The sequence below is a fragment of the Mycoplasma sp. 327 genome (assembly GCF_053851655.1).
The window spans coordinates 1-13,864 of sequence record NZ_JBSQBA010000008.1; the positions used below are offsets into that span (position 1 = coordinate 1).

Sequence of the window (13,864 nt, forward strand, 5' to 3'; positions counted from 1 at the left end):
ACCTATAACATTTTACTATATATGTTAGGTGGCTCATTTTTGTTGCAATTTAACGGATATAGACAAAATAAAAATACTAATACAAGATTTTTACTTATACTATCGAGTTAAATTACAATAATATTTTATTTTTTATCTATTACATCTAAATTTAATTTTGAAAATAACAAAAAACATTCCAGCTGTTATATATCCTTTAAAAGCAAATGTTTTTAAAAATTTAAACTGTGCCACAAAAAACTGAATGGATAATTGAATGTAACTATTCAAATTTGTGTTTTGCCACAATGCAGCATTGCCCAATAACTTCATTGGTAATCCACCTAATTTATGTCAAATAATAATTAATCACACGTTGCTCTCATACAAGCAAAAAGCGCACCAATTAATTATTTCGTATTTCATAAGTGTAGCAAATTCATAATAAGCGATTTTGTAAAAATTAAGATATTCAAATTTTAAATTTTTATTGAATAACCATTTTATGGTTTTATTTTTTGCTTTTATTAAACCATTTTCTCACTATATCAAACGAAGTTATTGAAGTATCTATCTTTCATTTTCATAATAGCATCTTAAAGATGCTTTTCTTTAGTAGCACGCTTTTTATTACTACTGAATTGTGCTTTGTTAAAATGTCTTCTATGATTTGTCAATAATTAGACCACTTGTTATTTTCTTTGCAATTTAAAAAGAAATTCCTAATGGTTTTATCTATTTTGCACATTTTTTATGGTCTGAAACGTAAATATTTAACTATTTCTCTCTTCCTAATTTCTTTATTTTATCTCCTTAAGAGCAAAAAATCTAGACACAAATGTATCTAGATTTTTATATATTTTTTAACAAACACAAACTCGTTATTATAAAAATTTAAGAACCGCCGGCAAATTTAAATAAAACCGATATAAATTTGATTGTTTTAAAATATTCCTTGCAAAGTTAAAAGAATTAAATATTTCTAATTTCTCTTTAGAAGTTTCTTTAAAACAAACCATATCCTTATTTTTTTAAAGTTGATAGTTACCATCGTGATATGGGTAGCTTAAATAGAATGCAAACTTAAAGTTTTGGTACTTTTAAGTCATCTAGTTTTTTGTAAAAATAGTTATTATTCCTTCTTAACTATTTTTTTCCTTAGATTCTTTACTTTCAGGAGTTAATTTTAATTCACCTAATTTAATTTTGTCATCAAATTTAGGAATGTTTTTTTTAATTTGATCTGGAAGATCGGTAATTAATTTTTGTAAATCTTTTTCTAAAACTTGCTTTTGAAGGTCTTCAAAACTCTTTTTAAATAGACCTTGAAATACAAGGACTTCATTTTTTTCAATTTCTTTAACCTCTTCTTCATCAAGATTATTTATCAAATCATCTTCTTCTGGTGTTGGCTCTGGTTTAGGTAGGGCTGGAGATGTAAGGGTATCCTCGCCATCCTCATCTTCTGTTTTGCCGTCAGGAAGGGTTTTTCCTAAATGTTCATTATTTTTATTATTTTCTTTTTTTGAATCATTATTCTTGCCATCATCTTTTGGATCCTTATTTTCAGGTTCAGTTTTGCCATTAATTTCTGGTTTCTTTTCTTGTTCTTTGCCTTCTTCATTCTTTTTAGAATCTTCTGGTTTCTTTTGATCATCTATTTTAGGATCACTAGGTTTTTTATCATTATTTGAACTGCAAGAAATAACAGTTGCAGCTGTTATAAAAGGTATTGAAATGCTTGCTAATGTTAATAAAATTTTGTTAGATTTCTTCATGATATCTCCTTAGATAAAATTTTTATATACAAAACAAAATTATAGTTTTTTTTTTTTTTTTTTGCAAAATTTGGTAGCAAAATAGCAAAAATTTGTTTTTTTGTATGCCATAACATATTATTTTAGCTTTACTACGAATTTGCTATTATCAAAAACATATGCAAAAATAAAGGTATCATTATCATTAGCCTATTGGTCAAATAATTATATTTATGAGAATTTTACAATTAAAATTAACTTAAAAAATGAGATAATGTTGTTTCCAATTTAAGGCATCTCTTTAATCAGACTCAATTTCTCAGTAGACACAAATGATAAATAACAAAAAAATAACCAAACATCAGATACAAAAATTTTTTCAATTATTTTGTTGTTTGGTTATTTTTATATAATAAATTTAAATTTGCGTAATTACCATTCTCAAATCTCTTAATAAAAAGTAAGCTAGAAATTAATTTACGCAAAAAATTCTTACACTTCCTTATTAAAAAGATTTAAATTACGTTCTTTATTTTTATACTTAAATGAAGGGCATAGGAAAGCAAGATTACTTATGCTACCTTTTTTATTTTTTTAAAAAAATCAAGCTTTAAGTTAAAGTTTATTTATTTTTTTAAGCTAAACGGTACTTCTTAACTTCTGAAAAATTTATTAATCTAATAGCATTTAATATTCCTTAGTGAATTCATGAAATGTTTATGCATTATTTTATTCCTTCTTTATTTTTTGAAGTTCTTTTTCTTTAACAGATACATTCTCTTCATCTGATTTTAATTCTTTTTCATTTTTTAGAATTTGTTTTTTTATATTATCACTTTCACTAAGAATATTTTTAATACTTAAATCAACATCGTTTATTGTTTTAATTATTTCTTGATTAAGACTATAAATATCATTAAATTTATTTTTTGCTTTCTCTAATTTTTGCTGTTTTAGATTAATTTCAATAGCTATTTTTTCTAATTCCTTTTGTGCTTCTTTGAGTTTATATTTTTCATTATTTAGTTTCAGTAAAGCAGCATCATTTTTTTGCTTAGCATTTTCATATTCTTTTTGTTTTTTATTTGTTAAATTATTATTATTATTATTATTATTATTATTATTATTATTTGTTTTATTGATAGCTTTTTCAATATCTTGCAGTTTTTTTATTATTCGCTCTACTTCCTTAGTTTTTTGGCCTACATTTTCAAATAAACTTTGAACTTTATGATTAGCACTATTTAATTCATGTTGAACTTTTTGCAATTCTATATTATTCTTGTTAGCTTTTTGCACAGATGCATTTTTATTAGAAGCTAGCAGTTCACGTCTTTTATTTAAATCACTTAATTCGTTACTTTTTTGATTTAACACATCAGTTTTTAAAGAAATATCATTGTTAATACTTTCAAGCGCCTTCATTAATCTCTTATTATTCATAAAAGAATTTTGCTTTTGCACTTCAACATTACTTTTACTTTTCTCATTTTTAGCTACTTCTTTTTGCTTTTCATCCACAATTTTTTTTGCGTCCCTTAGGCTTTGTTCCAATGCAGCTAAAATATCATTAGAACTATTTAATGCATTATTAGCATCTTGAATCTCTTGATTTTTTGTTATTCATTTTTCCTTAGTTAATCTTAAATTGTTTTCTGCATCTTTTCTACGTTTTTTAACTTCAGCGGCTTCTGCTCTTGCCAATTGTAATAATTCAAACTTATCATTCTTTTGCTTCTCTTTGATTGCTACATTAGCATCAGCTTCTTTTAGTTTTTTTTCAGATTGGGCTTTTCTTTCAATATTTTCGTCTTTTTCTTTAGTTAACTCCAACAGTCTTTTCTCTGCTTGTAATATTTTTCCATCAAAATCTCAATATTCTTTTACTACTGGCACAATTTCCTTTTCGAGTTTTTTCTTTTTTTCTTCCCATTCTGCCAATTCTTTTTGTGCCCTTTTATAATCTTTCTCAATACTACTCTTTTCGGATTGAAGTCGATCAATTATCTCTCAAATTCTATCCTCCGCCGCAGCTCCTCCATCACCAATACCAGTATCAGATCCATTGGCCTCAGCAATTCTATCTAATGTTTCATGATAATCACTTATATTTTTATTATATGAATCAATTAGTTTCTTATTTTTTTCAACCAATTCAGATACTTGTCCGATCTTGATTCTCATAGATGTACGATTATTTCCTAGTTCAACTAGGTTATTTTCTAATAATTTTTTTTGATTAGTAAATTTAGCTATATCTAATTTTTTTTGTTTTATTTCTTCTAAATTTTGCTTAATTCTTTTTTCGATATTTATAGAACTTTCAGCAGCACCATCTTTAAGATCATTTGCGAGTTTTAAATTTTGTTTCAAAATTTCATATTCAATGTTTAACTGGTTAGCATAACGATCTTTATCGATTTCATCATTTTTAATATCAGCAATTAATTTTTCTATTTTCTTAATGGTTCCATCAACTAATTTTATTTCATTACCTAGTTTATTAATCTCTTCATTTTTTTGCTTTTTATTTTTTTTAATTTCATCTAATTGTGTTTGTAAGTTATTTTGTGTATCTTGAGCCTGTTTCAATAATCTTTTTGATTCTTCCAATTCATTATTTATTTGATTAAAATTTTGCTCTTTTTCTTGATATTCACGTTTAGAATTTTCAATTTGTTTTAAGATGTTTTTTTGATTGTCCTTTGCTTTTACTAGATTATTATTTGCTTTCTCTAATTCTTTAAAAATACGACCTGCGTCAATGGAAATTTCTTCTTCAAGTCTACTTGCTTCTTGAACTTGATTGTTTAGTTCAATATTTGTAGAAATAAGACTATTCAGTTTTTGAGTTGTCTCACTTACTTCCTGCTTTGCATCATTAAGTTGTTTATTTGCTTGATCTAGTTGTTTTTGAGCATTATTTAATTCATTATTTATTCTATTTTTATCACTATTAAGAGCAATTATAGTATTATTAGCTTTTTCTGATTCTTTTTTAGCTTCTTCTAATTCCTTAGTTTTCTTTGCTAAATCATTATCTATATCAATAGCGTTAGAAGTTGAGGATTCAACGCTTTCTTGAGCATTTTTAACCTTATTTTTAGCTTTTTCTAGTTTCCTATTTTCTTCATTTAATTCTTTGGTTAGTTTATCTACTAACTCATTATTCGCATAAATAACGCTATTTTCTAATTCTTGTTTATTTTGCTCCGCATCTTTTTTTGATTTTTCAAGCGTTTTTATTTTTTCTTTAATAAGTTGAAGTTGTTTTTCCAAAGCTTCCTTATTTTTCCTGGTTTTATTTAGTTTTTCATTAGCCTTGTTTAATTCTTCTGTCTTAGAAATTACATCCCTATTTTTTAATAAATCATTTTGCTTTGCTTTCTCTAGTTCGCTGTTTGTTTTATCTAATTCATCTTGTGAATATTTTTGCTCAGCTTTTAAGGTTTTAAATTGATGAATAAAAACAATTTTATTATTATAAACCATCTGAAATTCATAATCAGTATTAGGAGATAACGGTTTCTCATTATTTAGCCCAAAATGCATATTTTCACTATTTTTTCCGACTGTGTGAGACTTTCTAACTATTTCATATGGTGTTTTTTTGGCATAAAATAAAACTAAAAATGTTCTATCCATATTATCATTTTCATCAATATTTTTCAAATTAAACACTGCTGAGTTTGAAGCAATTTTCTGGTCCTTTATTTTTAAACCTTTAATATCATTTGCACCATTAACTCCATTTTTATTGGCATTTAAGAAATAATAAGCAACCAAAGCTCCTGTCGCAACAATTGATAGTGAAAGGGATAAAGCTAAAATAATGTTGCCACGTCTTTTCTTTTTTTGTTTGTTTTCACTGGTATTTTCCATAAATTTATACTCTTTCTTTTTTTAAGCTATCGTTTTCAAATATTTTTCAATTTTTATAGGTTATATGTTACATTTTTTTTTTTTTTTTTTTCGCAAAGTTGCTTATTTTGAAAGGCTATCATTATTTATAATAATGATAAAATTTGTATATGTTTTAGCTTATTTATCCAATATATTCATGCTTTCTAACCCTGGGTAATAAAAAAGAGGCAACTGCCTCTCTCTAAAATAATTTACTTTTAAAACAGGAATTCTTACATCTTCTTATTTTAAAATTTATTGTAAATAATTTCATTGCTTTCATCATCATTTGAATATTTATTATTCAAATGGGATTTAGATTTAGATGAATCAAAACCTGAAATTGTCAAATATTCTTGTGTATCATCATCTGTATGATTTTCGATTTCACTATTTGTGAGTTTAAAATCATTTTCTTCTTTATTGTTGGTTCTATTTATTCCTGTAGCAATTACAGATACATAAATTTCACCAAGTTTTTCTGCTTCTTCATTAGCAGGAGAACCAACGCCAAATATAACATCAATATTTTCGCCAGCAACATTCTTTAAAACATCAATTGCGGCTTCAAAATCATTGATAGTGCTATTTCTTGATGACGAAAAATAAACTATTGCTTTAGTGATACCTTTTATATTACTTTCTAAAATAGGACTGCTTATCGCATTATGCATTGCTTTCTGCGCCGCATTTTCACCAGTTGATTGTCCGATTCCTACAATGGTTTCACCACTGTTTTTAATTAACGTTTCTAGGTCGGCTAAGTCTAAATTAATCAAACCAGGTACAGCTATAATATCGACAACAGTTCTAATAAATTGCTTAACAATATTATCTGCAACCTTAAAAGCATCCTTAAAAGAAATTTCGCCAAAAGATTCTTTTAATTTATCATTTGAAATAATAATATAAGAATCTACATTTTTCTTTAATTCTTCAATCCCTTGGAGTGCAATCTGACTTCGCTTTTTTCCTTCAAATGAAAAGGGTGTAGTTACAATTGCTATTACCAAAGAATTTTGTTCTTTAGCTAATTTGGCAATCACGGGGGCTGCTCCAGTACCTGTGCCGCCACCCATCCCAGCAGTAATAACTACTAGGCTAGCATTTTTTATCTTTTCCTTTATTTCATGTGTTGAATGCTCGGCAGCTTGTCTTCCAATTTCTGGATTAGCACCAGCCCCGATACCTTTTTTATCACCTAATTGTAGTGTTAGTGATTTATCAAATTTATCTAGAATTTGTCTATCTGTATTTGCAACAACAAATTCTAATCCATCAATTTTTGTATCAAGAAGACTTTGAATACTATTATTTCCACCACCACCAACACCGATAACCTTAATATTAGCAACGGAATTGAAATTTTCAAATTCTGGCATGGCAGTACTCCTTACTTTTTTTCTACTTTATCTTTAATTTAACTAAATTATATAAATAAAATTGAGTTTATTTTTTGTAATTAAAAGAATATCCTTTTTCCTCTCGTTTATTTACGTCTAAAATAAATAATTCAGAGGTTATAGTCATTTCTTTAATAGTATTTTGTCTTTTGTTAACAAGATTAATAATTCCCATCATTTCATAACTAATAACATCAATTGCGCAATAAGCTTTGTCTGATAAATAACTTAAAATTTTAAAGTTTTTAAACGTTTTTATGGTTTCTAGGAATTTGCTATTACTTACATTAAAATTAACTTTTATATTAATATCTTTTATATTTTTTAAAAAAGATTCAACATAATCATTAATTTTTTTTAAATAATATCCCAGAACTTTTTTAAATAATAAATTATTGCCAGAATTTAAGTTACATTGCCATAAATTAAATTTAGTATAAGCTATTTTTTTGGTAGTTTTCAATTGTTTAGCAATGAATTCAATTAAATAATCTATTCCTAAATTAACATTTTTTTTAATTATAACTACATCATTTTTTAAAACATTTAATTTCAAGCTGTAATCATCTAAATAAATTTGGGTAGCTATTCCAGAATCTCTTTGTTGATTAAAATAAATATTTTTAAGAAATTCATAGTCATAAATTTTTAAAATATTTAGGTTATTTTTCTTAAATAGATTAAAAATGTTTTTAGCAACATTTCATTCTAAAAGATTAAGACTTATTAATTGATTGTTATTATCATTATTTAGATATGAGTAATCAAATAAGTAATTACTATTTGATTTTTCTAAGTAGTATAGTTTCTTAGCTAATTCATAATTAGTTAGCTTTTGATTACTTTTATTAGAAATTATTTTCTTATTAATTTTCAAAAAAGATGAATCTTGAATAATTACAACAACATTTTTTATTGTCAAAGATATGGTTGCTTCAATTTCTTTTTTAGTTTTGCAAATAAATGAATCTAACTCAAATAGGTTAAAAATTGTGCTACTAATGCTTCTTTTATAAATCAAAATATTTCCAAAAGAATTTTGCTCTATAACCTCAACAGAAAAACTGCTGACCTCAAATTTGTATGCTATAATAACACTTTTCTTCATAAATTAACCTATTTTTGTTATCACTCTCATTTTTGCGCTACGTGATCTTTTATTATTCTCAAATTCGCTTTGAGAAGGAAAAATAATTTTTTGTTTTCACTTTAATTCAGTCTGAACTGGCAATCTTTTTAATTTAGGATCTACATAATTTAAATTTTGAAAGAATCTTTTGACTTTTGCATCTTCCTTGCTATGAAAGGTTATAATAGCTAACTTGCCGTTAACATTTAATAAATCTATAACCTGATTTAGCAAATCATCTAATGCATTTAATTCATCATTAACCGCAATCCTTAAAGCTTGAAATACAGCTTTCGATGGATTCTTTTGTCTAACAATTTTGGCTGGTAATGCTTTTTTAATAATTTCATTTAATTCAAAAGAAGTACTAATTGGTCTATTTTTAACAATTGATTTCGCAACTATTCTTGCTAGCTTTACATCACCATAATCGTATAAAATTTGTGCAATTTTATCTTCTTCTCACTCATTGACTATTATATGTGCATTAAGTTCTGCATCCAAATCCATTCTCATATCCAGTTTTGTATCCTGTGAATATGAAAAACCTCTTCTAGCATCATCTAGTTGTGGACTAGATACGCCTAGATCAACTAAGATTCCATCAACTTTTTCAATATTAAGTTTCGCTAATTCTTCTTTCAAGAATCTAAAATCACTCTTAACTAATATAAAAAGGTCACTCACTAATTTTAATTTTTGTTCGGAATCACGTATTGCTTCAATATCTTTATCAAAGCAAATAAGTCTCCCGTTACCTTGGTCTTTTATTTTTTTTAAAATTTCAACACTATGTCCAGCTCTTCCTAAAGTTAAATCAAGATAAATCCCATTTGGCTTAATGTCTAATGAGTTAACTACTTCATTTAGCAAAACAGGAATATGTTTTTCTATAATTTAACCCCTTGTTCAAATAATTTCTGAGCTAGATTATTAATGTCAATTTCATCTTCGAAATATCTTTCTTTTGCATCATAAACTTCTTTTGCAAAAAGTTCACAGGTGTTTCCTGATCCGATGAAGACAACATCCTTTTTGATAGTGGTTTTAAAAGCTAAATGTTTCGGAATAATAATACGATTTGACTTATCTGGCACAACTAATTCTGTATTTGCAAAGATAAATCTACTTAATTCTCTCAAATCTCTATTAAGCAAATTATTATCCTCAAGTTTAGATTTTAGTTTTTCAAACTCAACCTTATCTCTCAAAACTAATTGTTTGTCAAAACCAATTGTGATAAAAAATTCCTTTCCTAAATCATTAAGTATTTTAGGCGGAATGACAACTCTTAATTTGTCATCTAAGCTTCGCTCGTATTTACCATACATTTCCACTTCCTCCCACTATCAACCAAATTTTACTATTTTTATAAACTATTTTTTGAAAAAAGTATTTTTTTAATAAAAAGCGACAAGTTTATATTTTTTAAAATTAACAAATGAATAATTAATAATTTAGAAAATTACTTTTTTACTAAAATTTGCTAAAATAATTTACATGCTGGTTTAGCTCAGATGGTAGAGCAACTGATTCGTAATCAGTGGGTCGGGGGTTCGATACCTCTAACCAGCACCATAATTGCCGATAATACGAGATATGATGGTGCTTATATAAATAAATTAAAAATTTTTATTAAGAAATATTTTTTTAGGTTATAATAATTAAGCATTTACTTATATGAGTGCCGACTTAGCTCAGCGGTAGAGCAGCTGGCTGTTAACCAGTTGGTCGTTGGTTCAATCCCAATAGTCGGCGCCAGTATGGCCCTATGGTGAAGTGGTTAACACATATGGTTTTCATCCATACATGCGTGGGTTCGAGTCCCGCTAGGGTCACCATTTGGAGAATTAGCTCAGTTGGGAGAGCATCGCCCTTACAAGGCGAGGGTCGTGGGTTCGAGCCCCTCATTCTCCACCATTTGTAAATCACCAATAAAAAATGCCTTCACGGCATTTTTTTTATGCTTTATTTGTTATCCACTAATTTAAGCGCATAACAAATAAACCAACATAATAAGATTTTTAACTATAAAAAAAAGTAATTACGATTACCGCAATGAATTATCATATATGAAATAATTGCATCAATATAAAAATCACAAGCACCCAAACTAACTGCTTTAAAATTCAATTTATGCTCTAAATTCTTAAGAGCTTTATATTGGCTGCCAATGCCTGAAAACATTTCAAATAATTTCATTTTCCTCATAACATATTAAGTTTAGCGCGCAATTTGAATTATATTAATTATTTTTTCATTATAAAATTTAAAATAAAAAAAGAAAGGCATTTATAACCTTTCTAAACAACATATTTAATGATATGGTGCGCGAGGAGGGACTTGAACCCTCACGCCGGAAGCATTAGTGCCTAAAACTAACGTGTCTGCCAATTTCACCACTCGCGCATATATGGTGCCGTTTATAGGACTTGAACCTACGACCTACTGATTACAAGTCAGTTGCTCTGCCAACTGAGCTAAAACGGCTTACTTATTTAATGCTATATTATTATATATAATTTTTTTGTTATTTAATAAAAAAAGTAGCATATATTTTAATTTTTTGAAATATGATTCAAAACACCTATTTTTATTTTATACACTTTTATAAATTAGTAAATTAGTGTTTTTATAAAATAAAGAGATATTTTTTAACTAGCAAATCAAGTAAAACTTGTCTCATGATAAATATGGTAATCTTCGTTAATACATAAATCCAACACTTAATTTAAAAACTAAGAAGATAAAGCTTTTGATATTCAGTTATCTCATCAATAACCCCTTCAATTGATTAAATAATTTAAAAATGATATAATAAATTACATTGAGGAAAAATGTTTTTTAAGATTAATAAAAAAAGAGGAGAATCAAGTTTTTTTGCAATTAAAAAATTTGCAAAAGAACATAATATTAAAAAGATTGGTCATAGCGGTACTCTTGATCCGTTAGCCCAAGGTCTTTTAATAGTTGCTAGTGATGATGATACAAAAGTTTTGCCATGACTTATTAATGATACAAAACAGTATTTTGTTGAAGCTTCACTTCATTGCTCTTCTAAAAGTTATGATGAAGGTGAAGAAGTTATTTTTTTAAAAAATAAAAAAATGATTACCAAGGAACAATTAGAAAATGCGCTAAAACATTTTAAAAATCAAACCAAACAAATTCCTCCAGTTTTTTCGGCCAAAAAAATAAATGGACAAAGAAGTTATGATTTAGCTAGAAAAAACATAGATTTTTCATTAGCAGAATGTAATATTAAAATACACAACTTGGAGTTAATAGATTTTAACTATCAAAAACAATCATTCATCATTAGGACAAAAGTATCAAAAGGAACTTACATAAGGTCATTAATTCATGATATTGGAACATATCTTGAAACGGATGCTGTTGTAAATATTTTAAAGCGAGAGAAAATTGGGAATATTAAATTAAATGAAAGTCTCGATTTTGAGCAAATCAATAACATAAACTCTCTTTTTAGAGTAAAATTATATACACTTACACATTTTGAAGTGAAATTAATAAAGTCAAAATTGGTTTTTTTCGATAGATTTAAAAACTTTAACGGAAAAGGCCTTTTTACATTTAATAATCAAATAATTGGTTGAGGACAAATAAATAACGGTTTCATAACCTTCGACAAGGTTTTATTCAACCGTATATTTTCATTGCCTAGTTAAGAGGTTAAAATGAATAACAAGTACAAGATGGTTGTGTTTGATATAGACGGTACATTGCTACCATTTGGCATAGATGAACTTTCTCTAAGAATGAAAGAAATGTTTCGCAAATTAAAAGATGCAGGTTATATTAATGTGCTTTGTTCAGGACGTGATATTTTTACAGTCGGAAAACAAATACATAATCCATATGTTGATTATTTTATTGGTGCAAATGGAACATTTATTTTAGATTTAAAAACTAATGAATACATATTTGAACAAACTATTGATTATAATGATTTTGTAAAGTTCAGATTATTTGCTAATGAAAGAAAGATACCATTTTCATTTGTAGGATATAAATGGGGCTATTATAATGATTTATTTAATCTAAATCATTGATTCTATCTACCTTATAAAGATAAATTTATATCAGAAAAAGAATTCGAAACAAAAAATGATAAAAACTATCTAATCACTGTTAGCACAAATAATCCCGAATATTGAGCTAAGCAACTTAATATTTTATTCGAACACCATAATATGAATATGTGAGTTTTAGCAACATGACCTGGGGGAATATTTCTTTCAGCTAAAGGCATTACCAAGGCTGTGGGTCTAGAAGTATTGGGCAAACTGTTGGATATTAAGCCAAGTGAAATGGTTGCATTTGGTGATTCTGAAAATGACATTGAGATGCTAAAACTAGTTGGTTTAGGAATAGCTATGGGAAATGGAGAAGATACCACTAAAGATGTTGCTAATGAAATATGTTTACCTGTTACTGAAGATGGACCATATTTCAAACTAAAAGAAAAAGGATTTTACGAGTAATCGTAAAATTTTTATTTATTTTTAAAATTATTAATTAAAGTAAAATTATTAATATGAAAATTTTTGAATGAAATTTTAAACAAATTTTTGAAATAAATAATGACTTAATTATGGTTTTAGGCAGTTTTGAAACTCTTCATCTAGGACACTATGAATTAATCAAAATTGCAAAGGACCTAAAAAATTCAGGGGCAAATTACAAATTAGCAATTATGCTATTTAACCAACCATATAAAAAGTCGAAAATACATGAAAACAAGGCCTTTCAAGTCCAAACAAGACTATATACATTATTTAATTTAGGATTCGATTTCGTATTTTTAGTTGATGTTAATGAAGATACAATGAATGTTTCACATTATGACTTTTGCAATAATTTAAAAAATAATAACGTTAAATATGTTGTATGCGGTAATGATTTTTATTTTGGCTTTCGTAGAAGTGGCGATGTTAATTACCTTAAAAAAAATTTTGAAGTCTATACAGCAAACGAACGAAAGATTAATAAAAGAAAAATTTCCTCAACATTAATAAATGAATTAATTGATGAAGGCAACATTTCGGCAATAAATAATCTGCTTATTGAAAAATATGCTTTTATTACCAATTTTGATAAATTTCATTTTAAATATCCTGAAAATATCAAAAAAATTAAATCAGGAATTTATATTACAAACGTTGTAATTAATGATATAGAATATCACGGTTTAGTTAAAATTGGTATAAAAAATGATGAAGGTTTTGATAATGTTGCCTATCTTTTAGATCTTGATATAATTCCAAGCAAGTATCAAGAAATATTTGTCGAGTTTGAAGCATTAATAAGATATATCAGTCTTAATCATGAAAATAAAATTCAAGACAGCGATATACAAATTGCCAAAAAATGATTTGCTAAATAAATTAAATTTGGATACTGTGGATAATTTTGTATAAATCAGTCTCAAACTTATTTTGAAGGTAGTATAGAAATTTTGTGTAAATTTATCTCTGGCTTACTTTTTTTAGTAAAAGATTTGAGATTAGCAATTACGAAAATCTAAATTTATTATGCAAAAAACAACCAAACAACATGACAAAATTGGAGAATTTTTCTTCCAAATATGTTGTTTGGTGGTACTGTAGATAATTTTGTGTAAAAATCTTCTATTAAATATTTGCTATTTAGTGATCTCTACACAAAATTAT

10 protein-coding genes and 6 tRNA genes are annotated in these 13,864 nt (G+C 26.5%); 7 read left to right on the forward strand and 9 right to left on the reverse strand.

All coding sequences use genetic code 4. The annotated features are described in order from the left end of the window. Window positions 1–1,121: 1,121 nt before the first annotated feature. The 6 genes from ACWXVS_RS02515 to ACWXVS_RS02540 all read right to left on the reverse strand — a co-directional run bounded on the left by ACWXVS_RS02515 (window position 1,122) and on the right by ACWXVS_RS02540 (window position 9,502). Window positions 1,122–1,757, reverse strand: a complete 636-nt coding sequence (locus ACWXVS_RS02515) for a hypothetical protein (protein WP_455966229.1) — start codon at window positions 1,755–1,757, stop codon at window positions 1,122–1,124. Window positions 1,758–2,465: 708 nt separating this feature from the next. Next, complete coding sequence (locus ACWXVS_RS02520) at window positions 2,466–5,618, reverse strand: hypothetical protein (protein WP_455994890.1); 3,153 nt, start codon at window positions 5,616–5,618, stop codon at window positions 2,466–2,468. A 269-nt stretch (window positions 5,619–5,887) separates the two neighbouring features. Continuing rightward, window positions 5,888–7,021 carry a cell division protein FtsZ gene (gene ftsZ, locus ACWXVS_RS02525; protein ID WP_455966233.1) on the reverse strand — a complete coding sequence of 378 codons (1,134 nt, stop codon included), beginning with the start codon at window positions 7,019–7,021 and terminating at the stop codon, window positions 5,888–5,890. Window positions 7,022–7,088: 67 nt separating this feature from the next. Further along, a complete protein-coding gene (locus ACWXVS_RS02530) occupies window positions 7,089–8,150 on the reverse strand; it encodes a hypothetical protein (RefSeq protein WP_455994893.1) in 1,062 nt (353 codons plus the stop codon). A gap of 3 nt (window positions 8,151–8,153) precedes the next feature. After that, window positions 8,154–9,068 carry a 16S rRNA (cytosine(1402)-N(4))-methyltransferase RsmH gene (gene rsmH, locus ACWXVS_RS02535; RefSeq protein WP_438340912.1) on the reverse strand — a complete coding sequence of 305 codons (915 nt, stop codon included), beginning with the start codon at window positions 9,066–9,068 and terminating at the stop codon, window positions 8,154–8,156. Then, a complete protein-coding gene (locus tag ACWXVS_RS02540) occupies window positions 9,062–9,502 on the reverse strand; it encodes a division/cell wall cluster transcriptional repressor MraZ (RefSeq protein ID WP_438340860.1) in 441 nt (146 codons plus the stop codon). Before ACWXVS_RS02540 ends, rsmH begins: the two co-directional genes overlap by 7 nt. A gap of 171 nt (window positions 9,503–9,673) precedes the next feature. Here ACWXVS_RS02540 and ACWXVS_RS02545 point away from each other — a divergent pair. From ACWXVS_RS02545 to ACWXVS_RS02560, 4 genes are all read left to right on the forward strand, one after another. Beyond that, window positions 9,674–9,749, forward strand: a tRNA-Thr gene (locus tag ACWXVS_RS02545). Between the two features lie 108 nt (window positions 9,750–9,857). After that, window positions 9,858–9,932: transfer RNA gene (locus ACWXVS_RS02550), tRNA-Asn, on the forward strand. Window positions 9,933–9,936: 4 nt separating this feature from the next. Next, window positions 9,937–10,012, forward strand: a tRNA-Glu gene (locus tag ACWXVS_RS02555). A gap of 3 nt (window positions 10,013–10,015) precedes the next feature. Further along, window positions 10,016–10,091 (forward strand) — tRNA-Val (locus tag ACWXVS_RS02560). A gap of 108 nt (window positions 10,092–10,199) precedes the next feature. Here ACWXVS_RS02560 and ACWXVS_RS02565 read toward each other — a convergent pair. From ACWXVS_RS02565 to ACWXVS_RS02575, 3 genes are all read right to left on the reverse strand, one after another. Further along, window positions 10,200–10,373 (reverse strand): hypothetical protein, encoded by a 174-nt coding sequence (locus ACWXVS_RS02565; protein ID WP_455994896.1) that lies wholly within the window; start codon window positions 10,371–10,373, stop codon window positions 10,200–10,202. A 123-nt stretch (window positions 10,374–10,496) separates the two neighbouring features. Continuing rightward, window positions 10,497–10,580: transfer RNA gene (locus ACWXVS_RS02570), tRNA-Leu, on the reverse strand. A gap of 5 nt (window positions 10,581–10,585) precedes the next feature. Further along, window positions 10,586–10,661: transfer RNA gene (locus tag ACWXVS_RS02575), tRNA-Thr, on the reverse strand. Window positions 10,662–11,008: 347 nt separating this feature from the next. Between ACWXVS_RS02575 and truB the strand changes: the two genes are divergently transcribed. From truB to ACWXVS_RS02590, 3 genes are read left to right on the forward strand one after another with little or no spacing between them, the layout of a single operon-like run. Further along, window positions 11,009–11,860, forward strand: a complete 852-nt coding sequence (gene truB / locus ACWXVS_RS02580) for a tRNA pseudouridine(55) synthase TruB (protein ID WP_455994898.1) — start codon at window positions 11,009–11,011, stop codon at window positions 11,858–11,860. Window positions 11,861–11,869: 9 nt separating this feature from the next. Beyond that, window positions 11,870–12,676 carry a YcsE-related riboflavin metabolism phosphatase gene (locus ACWXVS_RS02585; RefSeq protein WP_444705151.1) on the forward strand — a complete coding sequence of 269 codons (807 nt, stop codon included), beginning with the start codon at window positions 11,870–11,872 and terminating at the stop codon, window positions 12,674–12,676. A gap of 53 nt (window positions 12,677–12,729) precedes the next feature. Beyond that, a complete protein-coding gene (locus ACWXVS_RS02590; protein ID WP_455994177.1) occupies window positions 12,730–13,578 on the forward strand; it encodes an FAD synthase in 849 nt (282 codons plus the stop codon). The last annotated feature ends 286 nt before the right edge of the window (window positions 13,579–13,864 follow it).